The 15,468-nt window shown below is 56.7% G+C and carries 8 protein-coding genes and 1 CRISPR repeat array (1 of these 9 cut by a window edge); all 8 genes read right to left on the bottom strand.

The window, feature by feature from the left end:
• A CRISPR array of direct repeats spans positions 1 to 4,776; the repeat unit is 28 nt; unit sequence GGATCATCCCCGCGTATGCGGGGAGCAC (it extends 1,718 nt beyond the left edge of the window).
• Positions 4,777 to 4,980: 204 nt separating this feature from the next.
• The 8 genes from cas2e to cas3 all read right to left on the bottom strand — a co-directional run bounded on the left by cas2e (position 4,981) and on the right by cas3 (position 14,762).
• Positions 4,981 to 5,364, bottom strand: coding sequence for a type I-E CRISPR-associated endoribonuclease Cas2e (gene cas2e, locus J3T92_RS01195; RefSeq protein WP_267399345.1), 384 nt, complete (start codon positions 5,362 to 5,364; stop codon positions 4,981 to 4,983).
• Positions 5,364 to 6,332: a type I-E CRISPR-associated endonuclease Cas1e gene (gene cas1e / locus J3T92_RS01190; protein WP_267399344.1), complete on the bottom strand. Its 969-nt coding sequence runs from the start codon at positions 6,330 to 6,332 to the stop codon at positions 5,364 to 5,366. Before cas1e ends, cas2e begins: the two co-directional genes overlap by 1 nt.
• Before the next feature lie 14 nt (positions 6,333 to 6,346).
• Entirely contained in the window at positions 6,347 to 7,036 is a 690-nt protein-coding gene (cas6e, locus tag J3T92_RS01185; RefSeq protein WP_267399342.1) for a type I-E CRISPR-associated protein Cas6/Cse3/CasE, read from the bottom strand.
• 9 nt (positions 7,037 to 7,045) lie between these two features.
• A complete protein-coding gene (gene cas5e, locus J3T92_RS01180; protein WP_267399341.1) occupies positions 7,046 to 7,759 on the bottom strand; it encodes a type I-E CRISPR-associated protein Cas5/CasD in 714 nt (237 codons plus the stop codon).
• A complete protein-coding gene (gene cas7e / locus J3T92_RS01175) occupies positions 7,756 to 8,898 on the bottom strand; it encodes a type I-E CRISPR-associated protein Cas7/Cse4/CasC (RefSeq protein WP_267399340.1) in 1,143 nt (380 codons plus the stop codon). The genes cas5e and cas7e overlap by 4 nt, the downstream gene beginning before the upstream one ends.
• A 106-nt stretch (positions 8,899 to 9,004) precedes the next feature.
• Complete coding sequence (gene casB, locus J3T92_RS01170; RefSeq protein ID WP_267399339.1) at positions 9,005 to 9,745, bottom strand: type I-E CRISPR-associated protein Cse2/CasB; 741 nt, start codon at positions 9,743 to 9,745, stop codon at positions 9,005 to 9,007.
• On the bottom strand, positions 9,742 to 11,499 hold the full coding sequence (gene casA / locus J3T92_RS01165; RefSeq protein ID WP_267399338.1) for a type I-E CRISPR-associated protein Cse1/CasA: 1,758 nt from the start codon (positions 11,497 to 11,499) through the stop codon (positions 9,742 to 9,744). The genes casB and casA overlap by 4 nt, the downstream gene beginning before the upstream one ends.
• A 77-nt stretch (positions 11,500 to 11,576) precedes the next feature.
• The gene (cas3, locus tag J3T92_RS01160) at positions 11,577 to 14,762 is read right to left on the bottom strand and encodes a CRISPR-associated helicase Cas3' (protein WP_267400214.1); all 3,186 of its coding nucleotides are present in this window, start codon (positions 14,760 to 14,762) and stop codon (positions 11,577 to 11,579) included.
• Positions 14,763 to 15,468: the final 706 nt, after the last annotated feature.

The following is a 15,468-nucleotide window of genomic DNA, read 5'->3' as shown; positions in this document are numbered from 1 at the left end:
CGCGTATGCGGGGAGCACTCCACGATCCGATAGTCGGCGTTAAGAGGCTGCGGATCATCCCCGCGTATGCGGGGAGCACCTCCGGTCTCCCGGAGCAGGGGCGATTTTCGCGGGATCATCCCCGCGTATGCGGGGAGCACAGGGTGATGGTGTCCGTGGCCTTGCGGATGGGGGGATCATCCCCGCGTATGCGGGGAGCACAATCAGATTCAGTTGACTGAACTTCATTTTCAGGGATCATCCCCGCGTATGCGGGGAGCACCGCAACAAAGCCTATCGATACCGTTTCCCGGAAGGATCATCCCCGCGTATGCGGGGAGCACCTGATGTTCTCCCCCATGTGCTCGTGATACGTCGGATCATCCCCGCGTATGCGGGGAGCACCGCTTCCCCCTCGACCGTGATCGCAGGTATAGGGGATCATCCCCGCGTATGCGGGGAGCACTTGGCCCAGGTGCCCGCATCCCCGTACCACCAGGGATCATCCCCGCGTATGCGGGGAGCACTGTCTTTTATCAGCGACTGTATTGATTTACGGGGGATCATCCCCGCGTATGCGGGGAGCACGACATTTCCTTCTATCGCCTTATGGCGCAGTCAGGATCATCCCCGCGTATGCGGGGAGCACGCGTCCCGGGTCCGCACGGGGGAGCTGTCCGCGGGATCATCCCCGCGTATGCGGGGAGCACGTGATGCTACCAGATGGGGTCTGTCTTGTCGAGGGATCATCCCCGCGTATGCGGGGAGCACAAGCTCACCGTCGGCGTGCTCCTCGCTGAAATGGGATCATCCCCGCGTATGCGGGGAGCACGTGTTCGCAGACAACGTGGTTGACTACCGGGGGGGATCATCCCCGCGTATGCGGGGAGCACCTGATATTTGGACAAATCATACCAAGGCCACATGGATCATCCCCGCGTATGCGGGGAGCACAGTATGCTTGGAAACGGAAATATCAGGTGATTGGGATCATCCCCGCGTATGCGGGGAGCACTTCGGCTGGGTGCCGATGGGCGCGTTGGCATACGGATCATCCCCGCGTATGCGGGGAGCACCGCGGCGGAAAACGACGACCAGCTCGGCAGGGAGGATCATCCCCGCGTATGCGGGGAGCACCATGCCCAATCACAAGAGGAGGATATGCATGCGGGATCATCCCCGCGTATGCGGGGAGCACCTGGAGGCCGGCAACGACGGTGATCGGAGGCTGGGATCATCCCCGCGTATGCGGGGAGCACGTGACGGTGGTCATCATGCTGGTGTTCGTCCAGGGATCATCCCCGCGTATGCGGGGAGCACTCCCACATCTGGTCATAGTCCGGGGTGGGCAAAGGATCATCCCCGCGTATGCGGGGAGCACCGGTATCACGAAAGCCGTCAATGGGGCATTCAAGGATCATCCCCGCGTATGCGGGGAGCACCGTGTAGATGAAAAAGTCGCTCACTTCCTCGAAGGATCATCCCCGCGTATGCGGGGAGCACTGACGGCACTCCCACCGATGTTCGCCTGCACTTGGATCATCCCCGCGTATGCGGGGAGCACAGGGTGCGCAGGCCCGCCTCCATGGCCTGGTCCGGATCATCCCCGCGTATGCGGGGAGCACCTAATCACCACACCAATAATGAGCAGGGCAGGGGGATCATCCCCGCGTATGCGGGGAGCACTCGGACGGGAAGAGCGCAGAGCTGGGAGTCGCGGGATCATCCCCGCGTATGCGGGGAGCACCTGGTCCGGTCCATTTCCACCGGCTGCTGGCTGGGATCATCCCCACGTATGCGGGGAGCACCTCGTAGCCACTGCCAGGCTTGTATCAGCGGAGGGATCATCCCCGCGTATGCGGGGAGCACCTGCCGCGCAGAGCCTTGGCGGCCGCGTGAGAGGGATCATCCCCGCGTATGCGGGGAGCACCAAGACCACTAACGTGAGTATATTTTCCGCGAAGGATCATCCCCGCGTATGCGGGGAGCACCCTTCATGTCCTCCCAGTAGGCGGTGACGGTGCGGATCATCCCCGCGTATGCGGGGAGCACTCCACGCGGTCGAGTATTCTAGCTGGATTAACAGGATCATCCCCGCGTATGCGGGGAGCACTTAAAGCTATTCGTAATCATCATCATGATAAAGGGATCATCCCCGCGTATGCGGGGAGCACTCTAACGGACTTCTTACATCCCCTTGTGAACCAGGATCATCCCCGCGTATGCGGGAAGCACAAGGCCCAGACCTTATGATCCGGGCCTTGGAGGGGATCATCCCCGCGTATGCGGGGAGCACTGCAGTGTGGTGCGCTGTCTGGCAGTGGTGCTGGGATCATCCCCGCGTATGCGGGGAGCACATGGCGGCTCAGTACTCCAGGATGACACCATAAGGATCATCCCCGCGTATGCGGGGAGCACAGATCAGCAGTCTGGTTCGATAATTGGCCGCAAGGATCATCCCCGCGTATGCGGGGAGCACGTCGTCGTATCAAAAGACGAGACGAAACTCCCGGGATCATCCCCGCGTATGCGGGGAGCACCGGGAGACCGGAGCAGGGGCGAAATTATTGTGGGGATCATCCCCGCGTATGCGGGGAGCACATCGTCTGGTAGTCGCCGTCGGACTGGCGTGGAGGATCATCCCCGCGTATGCGGGGAGCACTGGCTGATCAGTCAATCGCAACCGCAGCGGCCAGGATCATCCCCGCGTATGCGGGGAGCACTATCTGGCGGTGACCTTCCGTGAGCGTGATCTGGGATCATCCCCGCGTATGCGGGGAGCACCCGATATACCACTCCACGTGGGAATTTCCGTCAGGATCATCCCCGCGTATGCGGGGAGCACGACCTGGCTAACCAGCAGACCGATATAAGTCGAGGATCATCCCCGCGTATGCGGGGAGCACGTGGAATTGGCCGTGCGGCAGCTTCACTTGGTGGGATCATCCCCGCGTATGCGGGGAGCACTTCCAATGGCAGATGAGCATACGCGACACGTCCGGATCATCCCCGCGTATGCGGGGAGCACCCGGGTCCTTGATGATCGCCTGGTTGGAATTAAGGATCATCCCCGCGTATGCGGGGAGCACCCGACATGTCCAATCGTGAGATTTTCGACGCGAGGATCATCCCCGCGTATGCGGGGAGCACCCCTGAGCGGGTGTGGGCGACGGGGTGACCGGGGGATCATCCCCGCGTATGCGGGGAGCACTCGCCAAATGCGGGAGAATATGGGGCCGTTGAAGGATCATCCCCGCGTATGCGGGGAGCACCGCCTTGGATAAGCACTGGCAGTGTTGTAGTGAGGATCATCCCCGCGTATGCGGGGAGCACCTTGTATGTGCCGTAGATATCCTGTGCGAGATAGGATCATCCCCGCGTATGCGGGGAGCACGAAGCCTAACCCGCAGGCATCAATGCAAGGGCAGGATCATCCCCGCGTATGCGGGGAGCACGTGTCAGGTAAAAATACCCGTCAGAATTTTCGAGGATCATCCCCGCGTATGCGGGGAGCACGTGTGGTGCGCTGTCTGGCAGTGGTGCGGTCTGGGATCATCCCCGCGTATGCGGGGAGCACCCCGCCTGCCACTTGACCCGGCATTCGGTCAAAGGATCATCCCCGCGTATGCGGGGAGCACAGGTGATCTTGATGGGTTTGGTGTCAGCATGGGGGATCATCCCCGCGTATGCGGGGAGCACTAGGGCCCAAAGAGATCGTAAGCGCCCCAAGGAGGATCATCCCCGCGTATGCGGGGAGCACATACCTACATGACTTCTACGGGTCAGCTTTGGGGGATCATCCCCGCGTATGCGGGGAGCACAGGGTACGTGGAGGGCCGTGAATACCCTGGGGAGGATCATCCCCGCGTATGCGGGGAGCACTCGGTTTTCATCAATTCATACGGCAGAAGACGAGGATCATCCCCGCGTATGCGGGGAGCACTCCAGCATGATCGTGAATTCAGTCGTGTACGCAGGATCATCCCCGCGTATGCGGGGAGCACGTCGATTCGTAAAGTTGGTTGAAATACGGCATGGGATCATCCCCGCGTATGCGGGGAGCACCTGCTCAACATCCGTTCGCCTTAAGTATATGAAGGATCATCCCCGCGTATGCGGGGAGCACAGCATGTACAAGTTCCTCACTTTGGTGCCCGTAGGATCATCCCCGCGTATGCGGGGAGCACCATTATTGTTGTAATGTTCTGGTGTGAATTTTAGGATCATCCCCGCGTATGCGGGGAGCACACCCCGGGCATGGGACTTGTCTACTGTAGGGAAGGATCATCCCCGCGTATGCGGGGAGCACTTTAACATAATCAAACCATGGAATGCCATTAAGGGATCATCCCCGCGTATGCGGGGAGCACATGCTGAGGATCATGCAGAACTGGGTGCTCACAGGATCATCCCCGCGTATGCGGGGAGCACTGATAACCACCTTTCAATATTTATTGTTACTTGGGATCATCCCCGCGTATGCGGGGAGCACCATTTTGTTGAGGAAAGCCGTAATTGTCGCAAAGGATCATCCCCGCGTATGCGGGGAGCACCCTCTTGCGCCTATAGCGAAATTCCATGCGGCAGGATCATCCCCGCGTATGCGGGGAGCACCTCTCATAGTGTGGTGCATATCTTATGTGATGAGGATCATCCCCGCGTATGCGGGGAGCACTGCCTATCATAAGCAGTCAGCTTCCAGTATTCGGGATCATCCCCGCGTATGCGGGGAGCACGTGTGGTGCGCTGTCTGGCAGCGGTGCTGTCTGGGATCATCCCCGCGTATGCGGGGAGCACACTTAAAGATCCTTGCAATCCCAACAATATGATAGACAAGATCTCTGATTTTTAATCAGTTTACATTTCGCCCCCCTCTTTTTCCCGTCTCAGCCACTGCAATTTAGACCATCCGCACTCAGCTCCTTAGCCATGCACCTACACAGTAGCCAGTGCTTGGCCCTCATCGGCAAAGCTCATTTAAAAGTACAGGCCCGGTTGCATTCAGCCAGAACGAGAACGTCTGAACTTTGCCGCGCGTCTGTACTTGCTGGCATTGCTCCAACCAGTCCGACGGTATCGGTTTCCCCCACCTGCAAATCTACCGTCGCCGCCATCAGCAGGCTTCTCCATAAGAGCCAATCCTTCACAGTCAACTGGGTCCCAATCCGAGCGATGCACCTTGAAGCCCAGATGCTGCTCATTGCGGGCGGAATAGACCATAATTGCCTTGCCAGTTCGGATCTGCCCCGTGATGCGTTCCCAAAGTCGATCCCGAACTCTAGCGGTGACGTGGCCCACGAAAACCCCGGATGCTATTTCTAGGAGCCATCGAGTCAAATCCCCGCGCAGACCGACTGGGCATGCTGTCAAAACGACGACTACCATCAGCTCATCCCCTTCTCTTCATCTGCATAGGATCTCCCAGCTGGGACTCCGCCGACCCTCTCATCCCAGAGCTCCAAGGTCCCGTCATCTTCATCAGAAGACAAAGAGACAGGCGCTCCAAGCAGTCTTGGAATGTCACGAGCCATCCGTCGCATGAGCGAAAGGTCATAGACAGCATCACGCATGGCATGCCGCGTCGCTGACCCGATGTCGTCGGGTTGCTTTGCAGCGGTTTTAAAGGCTACGGGAATCGAGATCTCAGCCTTGTACAGATCAGCCACGTCATAGACAAAGGAGCGCTCATGGCCTACATGAACGAATCCCAGGCCTGGCGAACACCCAAGGGCCACAATCACCGAATGAGCGATTCCGTACAAGCAGGTATGAGCAGCCGACAAGGCCTTGTTGATCTCGTTGCCGGCATCGAAATCCTCATGATCATAGGTTCGCTTGTCCCACGGGACACCAGTCAGCTCCGACCAGTGATGGTAGACCTGTCGAACTCGGGCACCTTCACGTCCACGCAGCTGCTGCATGGTACAAGAACTGACATCTTCGTTGAGGAAGCGCATCTGGTACATAGCCCTCGCCACAGCCAAACGCTTGCGGGTGTTGGAGACCAGAGCCGCCTGCCTTTGCAGAAGAGCCGCCGAATGCGTCAGAGGACGGCCGAACGCGTACATCCTTACACCGCGCTCCCCCACCCATACCACACTGGCACCGTTGTCACCAATAACCACCATGGCCTGATGACTGACGGTGGTGCCGGGACCCAGCATGAGCACACCTAGATTGGCAGCAGGCAGCCGTATAGTCCCGGTATCTCTGGTGACCGCGATGGCATTGGCCTCGCGGCTGATAACGCAGTGCTCGAAATAGGCAAAGGAGAGTCTATCCTCGGCCCGCACCAATTCACCCAATTCAGGAGGGGGACTGCCGGGAACCTCGGTTCTCACGGCAGACCCCATGGACTGATCCCTAGTCATCGGATCGGAGCCACCGTCAGCAATCCGCAGCCGAAGCTCTTGGCCCTGCCGATGCCCTGCCGTAGGCAACGTTGGAAAGCTTGCGCATCGGTTACCCGGAGCTGTCCATCGAACTGGGCTGTAATCAAGGTGACCTTGCTACCTCCGTGGTCGAACTGCTCCTTGCGGCGCTCTGAAACAACACAGGCCGGCCCATGACTCTCATCCGAGCTGCCCAGAAGGACAAACCCGTTGCGTTCACTACGCTTCTCCAGCCAAGACAGCTGATAATCCGCAGTGACATGGCCCATCACCTTGCCGACTACTGCATGATCGGACCGTCGCCCCTTGTCCATATAGACCTGTCTGGCAGGATTCGCCCGAAGCCTGAAGGCCCACTCCTGTCCCTTGGCTATATGAGTGATCAAGGGTTCGTAATCCTTCACCTCCCACTCGGCGCGGGTCGGCCAACCGGCCTGCTCGACGATATGTGTGAAGTCAGGACGCTCGGGACTAACCACATACAGCCAGGTCGAATCTCCATTACGAGAGAAATCCAATCGCCACAAGATGCGTCCCCCATCGCCACTGCGTACTGCATCCGGCGGAAAGGACTTCTCGACGGCGGCATGAAGACGGTAAGGCGAGGCTATCAGTTGCTTAGCCGCATACCGCACAGCATTCAACGGCATTCTGGATATATACATGCCTGCCTCCTAAAAGAACGACATCGGATCATGGTCCGGAACGGCTTTAGCCCGCTGCTTGTCAGGGCCAGGACCATCCGGATTAGGAATTCTGTATCGGCTAACCGTTCTGACCGCATATCTGCGAGCTGCACCGAAACTCAACGGAACATCTGCCTGAGAAGAGACAATCCGTTTGTCTTCGTCCTTGGCGCAGTCCGCATCACAGACCACCTCGAGTCGGCAGCCCTGATGGCGCCTCTTATACCAAGAAGCAGCCATCCAGGGATGGGTGCGCAGAGCCTGATCCACACAGTCCTGCTGAACCAAACCAAGCGAGACAGGGTAATCCGGCGGGCAAGCCCGGCGACCCAAATATAATGGCCACCGGGGATGACGCAGAGCCTGGTCCAGACCTTCCAGAAGCCCAGAATCAGCGCCTAAAGCCACCAGGAACTTGGCATCGGATAAGTAGTACCGTGTGGTCAATGGCATGGCTTTGACATTGGCGCCATGCTCTGTTTGCATGTCATTGACCAAGATGCCCGGTTGATCGATGCGGACACCAAAGCCTAGATGCAGCAGGTCCTCGATGTCGTCACCGCGTTGACGCCCTTGCGCCGAAGCAAGCAGACCAATCACCGCGCTCTTGGTGGGCTCCCGTTGTGTGGTGCGAATTGTAAAACGCGAGGAGCTCCCCCAGGACTGCAAAGGCCCAGACAATCGCAACAGCAATACGCTCATGACTGCTCCTGCTGACCCAGCACATGCATAGTCTCAGCATCTACCTTGCTGGTCAAATCCTTGAGACCGACGGACTCAGCCACCGGTGCCAAGTCCTGCTCCGACAAATCCGTGCTGATCGCCCAAGCACGCACGGGCCGCTCATCATAGGCATCCTGAATTCTGCGCAACTCCTCAACCAGCTTACGGCCAGCGACCTGCGAGATAGGCTGTTCATGCTCAGCCACAACCGGACGTTCGAAGGCCTCCACAGCATTAATGGGCTGGCTGCCACGGAAGGCCACGATGCAGGTTTCGGGAAGAGTCCGGTTGGCGTAGGAATTCTGTTTGCCGGTCGGCATGGACCTGATGAAGGCTTCCACGAAGACCGAAGCTACTCTCGCGGTGGCCTCCGTATTGCCGATCTGCTCCTGCAGAGCATCCAAGTTCACGGTTGCGTAGCGATACAGTGTGGATGAGTTGAAGCCGACAGAATCGATCATAGCGGCACCGGCGTTGTCTGCTTCCGTGAAGTCATCAGCGGCGGTGAAATAGTCGTACTCAGGCTTAATGGCATCCACAGAGATAGCGTGAGCCACCTGAGCGCTGGCATCCGTATTCAGGTCAGGGGCATCTGCCAGCATACGGCCAAACAGGGCAATATCTACCGCCTGCTCGTTGTGAAAGACCGCCGACACCTCCTTCTTCATAGCCGAATCCGGAGCCTTCGCCAGATCCTTTCCCTGATCCATCCATTCCAGAGCGATAGTAGCCAGCTTCCCGATCTCGGCGTTGCCGATAAAGATCAGATACTGAGTGACTGGCTTGCCACTGGCAGCCCCTGCACGAGTGGAAGCGACGACCTTGACGCCCGTAGACTGCAAAACCAAGGAGGCGTAGCTTTCAGCCTGATCTGCTGACTCGGGTCGTTGATCGACCATAGCCTTCACGATCAGCTCGACTGCATTCTTCGTCCGTACCCCCAACTGCTTCTCGTCCAACAAAGATTTGAAAGTCTCGCGCATGGCTCGCTTCCAGGCCTGGCTGGAGACACGCGAGCGCAAGACACCGCCATACTGAGCGGTCTTGGGATTGCCTGTCTCGTCACGATTGATGTTGCTCGGAGGGACGTTCTGAACTGCGTAAATATCCATAAACATGGCTATTCTCCTTAATATTTATTTTTAAAACAATTGGTGATCTTGTGTATGTGTATCTGCTAGATGACGAACCATTCGAGATGACCTGTCATCATCGACCGTTCTGCTAGACCTTAGCTGTTCTATTGGCCTTCTCACCCTCCTTCGCCTCCACGGCCTTGTGTACGGCGTAATACTGCCGAGCCCAACGGTGAAAGACAGAGGCCCTCCTACCAGGCAGCTGCAGCAGATAAAGATCCTGGGCGAAAGCCTGATAGTCCAGCTTCACATCCTGATTTCTCATCATCTTTATCAGCGAATACAGCTGATGTCGGATGCCGTCGAAGTCAGGAGCATCCTCCATGATTTGTAGCCTTCGAAGAACCGGGGTGGCCTTGGAACCGTCCTGATCGGCGTCAATCATGCGGCATGCATGGCCGAAACTGTAGCAGAAGCGCTCGAATCGCGCCTGCTGCTTAGCCTCGGCGCCATTCCCTGTGCCCTTATGATCAGGCATCCAAGCCATGCTTTGAGATTTCGACTGCTGATGAAGCGCATACATCTGCAAGGCAGCGGCAATAGCCCATGTTTCAGTGACGATATTGGGGTCGTTGTCGAGGGCTGGGTTTCCCAGGGTATCCTGTGGCCAATCCTCGTATAGATCAAACCCGACATTCATCCATCGCACCCTGCCATCGTCAATGCCTCGGCGCAGCAGAGCCAGATGAGCCCTGGCCACGCTGCTGGCCTGAACCGTGTAGGCGTACTGCAATTTCCCGATCCGGTAGTTGGCATACCGCCCGACGGCCTGTTCGCGGTCGTCGACTGACAAGACATGATTGTTGGTCATGGTCGCTGCAGTCATCATTGAACCTCCTTTTTATTTGCGGTCTCGTCCTCGCGCAAGGGAAGTGGACCTAGATATTTATTCAATTGGCTTAGGAATCTATCGAAGATCTGCTCAGAAGATCGGGAGCCATTGGCCTTGGGCAGGAAAGACGGCGCCGGAGACTGATCGCGGTACTCACCAGCTATGCCGATCAGATCCCGATGAATAGCCTGGAACCAGTCATTCCGGTAGCGTTCGATGTCTTCTGAAGGACCGAACTCCGCAATCCGCTGTCTGAACAGCTGATCCAGGGAAGCATATGCACGTTCCTTGACGCGGGCTACTGCTGCATAGAAGCGGTCCTTCTGCGCTTTGTCGCCTGCGGATTGGTTCAACTGGACAACCATGGAGTCCAGTGCCTTGACGGAATCCTCAGTACGCTCAACAACTTGAACCACCACATCCACGGCGGCGGCATCCAAATGAAGCAGTTGAAGGTTTGCATCGAGCGAATCATCAATAGCATCCGAGAAGAAACTGTTCTGCGGACCATAGATCATGCTCTGAGTATGGATGCGAGCCATCTGCATCACTTTTCCGGACCCGGCATCATTCTGGCTCCAATTCAATAGAGTCTCAACCCACCGAATAACACCAGGACGGGTGTCGTCAGTCTGACCGGCACCGTTGCTTCCCGCGCTGATCAAAGGCTGCAGCTGCCGCCAGATGGCCTTGTCAGAAGTGAACGTGACTGGCATACGAGGAGCCGTCGGCAGACCCAGTTTCTTCCGCAGGTTCTCGCTGCCGTAACGCCAGGCTGTCATAGGCTCATAAGCGTCCATGTTGTCAGCGCTGATGACATCGCCATAGCAGACGATGACGCCGACCACGCGGGAACCTGAATCATTGGGTATCAACCTCACCCTGCGCGATTGCAGAGTGAGCATGTCCACAACGCCGGTGGGGCGATATTCAGGATTCATGTCAGGGCTGGCTGGTTCACGTTCCCAGGGCGCCAGATCACCAGGCTTGCCGAACCAGATATCATTATCCCCATGGCCTCGGGGATTGATCAAGCACCAGTTGAGCATCAAGGTGGCGAACAGGTTGTCCCGTTCCAGATACACGTTGCCCAGAGCGCCTAACCAGCCAGTTCCTACCTTGGACCTGGGCGGATACACCTTATTGTTTCGCACATGGGTCTCTCCATCCACCGGTGATTTGATGCCTGCAGGGTCATAGGCCTGGAGGAAGACCAGCCATCGAGCTGCCTCAGGCAGAGTAAGCGAGTCCAGGTCGTTCTTGGCGCGCATGGAGAAGAGAAACTTCTTGGGCTTAGGCACGTCGGCCTGAAGCTCGCCAATGCTGTCATACTCTTTATCATCTGACGAGTAGGTCAATCCTGGCGTCTGATAAAAGGGATGATCAGGGTCGAACAAATCGAACCTGTCGTGATAGCGCTCAAAGTAATCGTCAATTACTTCAGGGTCGAACTGCCCAGCCTGCCAAAGCGTCCACCATAGCTGCAGCAAGGCCGTCGGATTATCATCCCCGATCATGGATTGATACCGCTGAGCATATGCCTGGTAGAGTATGGCTTCGGCGGTCCTCAGGAGGGGCAAGGTTTGCTGAGGCATATCACTGGAAATCTCACGGATTCGATGGGCCTCAACCAAAAGGTCACGCAGGGAGACCAGGCCGACACGCCCTTCCAAATATGTAACCCTGATCCAGGGCTGCTCCAAGAGATTGAACGACGGCCGACCTCCGCCGGTCGCTTCATTATCATTCATTGTTATCGTCCTTCCTGTTTGATTAATTGTTTATGGTTGCGACACATGACACGCTTCACAAGTGAAAATGCATATAACTAGCGAGATGCTGCACAGTCAGCGCGTTCATCCTTATCTGCCTTCACGCAGGTCAACCCGTCCTCACGGGTGTATCCAATACGAAAACCATGTACAGTGGCAACGAATCTCGGGGGATTCGGCTCGGATTTCTCCTCATCCAAGACCAAAGGCAAACAGCCATCCAACCAAGGAGATTGATGCCAGGCATCGACACAGTCGTCTGCTCGGATCTCCAGTTCATTGACCAGAGCATCAATGTCATGACAGATCCGATCCGGCAGATTTATCGCGCAACGCAACACCACTTGTGCCAACCGGTTCTCAGGTACAGTTTTGACGGGCACAGGAGCCCCGCAAGGTACTGTGTCGCCTCCGATCCAGGGCAGAAGCGCATACTCATCACCACACCGGCGTAGAAGCATCACCTCTACCGAATCATGAGTATCTCTGACGGCCTGCCTGGCTTTGGCTTCCGACCTGGCGTCCACAGTGCTGGTAAATAGGTCCACCAATGTGTTTGACTGGCGCAGCAGACGGGCCGAATCTTTCATCAAATAGACTTGGGCCTTGTCAATCTCTTCCGCATCCTTTTCGGCACGTTTGTGTGCATCCAGCCGATACCGTTCTTGCCAGGCTTTAGGTATCAGCTGTACAACTGCATCAGAGTCATAAGCCGTGCGGACCAGCGAAGCGATGTCATCAGGAAGCTGCAGCAAGCGGTGGGCGCCGTCTCCTTGCAGGCAAAGCACAGCAAGGGCTTCAAGCAGGGATGCCGGCGGATAGACGCTGTCTACATAGTCAGGAAATACCGGACCATCTGTGTTCCAGGAGGCTATGCCCCGCAGATAGCAGAAGGCTTTCCGCAGACCAGCTGGACGGTCGTTCTCGCCTTGTCCACGGCGATGGCGATGCAGACGACCCATGCGCTGTAACAGAAGATCGACTGGTGCTATATCGGTGACCATAAGGTCGAAGTCGATATCCAGGGACTGCTCCAGAACCTGCGTGCCCACAACAATCAGCCGGTGAGGACGTCCTCCATTGGCAAGGGTTGCATCCGGACCAAGGCGTTCTCGGAGTTCTTGTTCGTTGTCCATACGGTCCCGGTCGATGAAGCGAGAATGCGTCAGTCTGATCTGATCCGGGCCAAATACATCGGTCAAAGCTGCAGCAGTTTGCTGGGCACGGTCTACGGTGTCGCAGATCACAGCGGCGCAGCCACCTCCAGCCAGACGATCTTGCAACAAGTCTGACAGTTGCTCAAGATCGTCGTCGATGACATGACAATCGATGTCCACCGCACGACCCGAGGGCTGCACCGAGCTAGTCCGGCAGGTCGTTCCAGACGTGTAAGTAATCAGCGGATAAGCATGCAGATCGTCAGAGTCCTTCTCCTCATTAGAGGGCTGCTTGTCACCTGGCTGTAAAGGGGCAGAAGTCGTATCAATGTGCGGCTTGGAGTAACGATCAGCAAATGCCTCCATGCTTGCAAAACAACGCGGTGCAACTTCAGGGGACTGCTCCGTCTGGCTGCCTGATCGGCCGAGCACCGAGGCATACCCTTTAACATAAGCGTCCACCAGCTCACGTCGCAACGATGCAGGCAGGGTTGCCGACAGAAGAATGACTGGGTTGTGGAATCCTCCCAGCCATTCCAAGGTCCGCTTGAGATATTCACGCATGTAGGTGTCATAAGCATGGCATTCATCGATGATGACAACTTTGTTGGCTAGAGCCAATTGCCGCAGACTGACGTGTTTCATCTGCAAAGCGGCCATGAGCACCTGATCGATAGTGCAGATCAGGAAGTTAGCCAACACTCCTTTCTTTCTGCCTCTCAGCCAGTCGTTGGCCACGGCTTCTGGATAGGCTCCCTTTTTGGCTCCAAATCCCTGCGGGGCATCTTCGTCGAAGACTGATGATGTGGCCGAACTTCTGGCTGAAGCCATCATTGACATGAACTTTCTGTTGAGAGCAGCTTTGCCATGTCTGAGAGAGGTGGATTTCTCTGAGCGTCCCTGAGGCTGAGGCAATCTATCGATCCAGCTCTTGCAGCGCGAGAACATGGCATCGGTGGTGGCCATTGTTGGTAAAGCTACACAGACACCCCCCCTGCCTGTACGTTCCGCCAGAATTTCCGCACAGGCTAGGGCTGCTTCGGTCTTGCCCTCGCCCATCGGCGCCTCGATGACCATAATGCCAGGGTCTTGAATCGTTTCTGCCAAATGTACGGCCTGCACCTGAACCGGTCTCGGATTGGCACCCGTCGGCAGATCGAACCTAGTGGCGAAGCGCTCCCCTATGCTGATATGCTCGTGGTCCGGCTGCCACTTTGGAGGCAGGCCAAGGTTATGCCATCCGCGCTCCTGGCGGGTCTTGAGACCTGCCCGAGTACGTATCGAATTCATCCGATCCCAGGTCTCTTCGTCGTAGCTCGGAGGGTTGAGCGGCACCAGAGGGAACAGGGCATCATCGCTGTTGCTGGCGATCCAGTCAGCCATAATGACAAGCCCTTCCAACACCGATTCCGCGTATATGTTCAGCCGCACTTCACTTAGCTGAGAGAAGTCATCATCATTAAGTCCGCACTCCTTGACGATGAATTCGATCAGTTCGCGCTGGATTTCGACCCAGTCCTCATAGCCCTGCGCCGTTCCCAGCCGCACATCAACATCGGACTTGCACAGAGCCTGGCGCGTAGGAGGCTGACCATGATGTCCACCGACGACGCAGGCATAGGATTCGGCCACTGGCCTGCTCCAATGCCGCACCTGTGTCAGATAAGACTCCAGAATCCGCTGGCCCGCTATGGGATGGGTAGGATAACTCGTATCCGTAAGTGGAACATCAGGAAATCGCAGACCAGCCTGTCTGGGCTTCCACTGCAAGGAGAGGCCCTGCATGCCCGGCGCATGCGTCAGCGGCTTGCTTTGGAAAACCGGGGTAGCTTTACCGATGTCATGGACACCAGTAATGAACATGCAGACTTTGCGAGCCAACTCTGAATCGCCAACATCACGGACGATTATCTCTTGGGTGCCTATGGGCACCCAGTCACGCCAAAGGTGCCTAGCCACTGCAGAGGAATCACTTAGATGCGCGAAGACCGGCAGCCAGTCATCCTCATTGAGCAGATTTGTCTTGCCCCACAGGGATATGGTTTTAGTGTCAAGATCCAAGTCTGCTGGTATCGCTCCACTCATTGTCCCCTCGTTCTCAGCCCAACGGTTTCGTCTAATGAGTAACATCGTTGTAAGTTCGTTTTGAGTATAGCACAGAGAAATAATTCTTGTCCATTTTTTACAAAATATATAGTTTCTTAATGACACAAGTTATTATAGTTACCCTGAGTATCCAGGGAACACATAGAATCCTAATGACACAAGGGGCCATCCCCCTACAATGAGGGGAGCACACCTCAAGAAGAGGCAACGTGCAGTCAGTCTACACCGAAACCTTGGTCGCTCGCCTGAAAAACGCCTGTAATGCACGCTGCTGACCGCTCTTGAGACCATTGGCAACCGATACGACTTCCAACATCGTCCCATCTGCCGAACTGCTGTTTTGGACAGCCCAACGAACTAGCCAGGAATTCATCCAAACAGCTGATGCCTTAACCTCATTCCAGACGCGCCTGCACGGAAGCACAACAGCCGAAGCTACCGGTCCAGCATGACTGAGAGCGATGTGCCAGCACAACTGCACTCGATTGACCTGACCACCGGTTAGAGGCAAGAAATCATGAAGCTTGGCTGCCAGAGAGGAACTCAAGCGGACACTCGGTCAACCTCTACTATCGTCAGGAATATCCGCCCAGCTCTAGGAGCAGTCATCCAACTCATAGAGTGATGGCTCAAACCCCAGTGCCTGAGGCCAGGCTTGAGCACCGATTCCACTTATTACCGGCCC

The organism is Bifidobacterium sp. B4081 (assembly GCF_026537335.1).
Lineage (GTDB): Bacteria > Actinomycetota > Actinomycetes > Actinomycetales > Bifidobacteriaceae > Bombiscardovia.
This window is presented reverse-complemented; position numbering and strand designations above follow the sequence as displayed.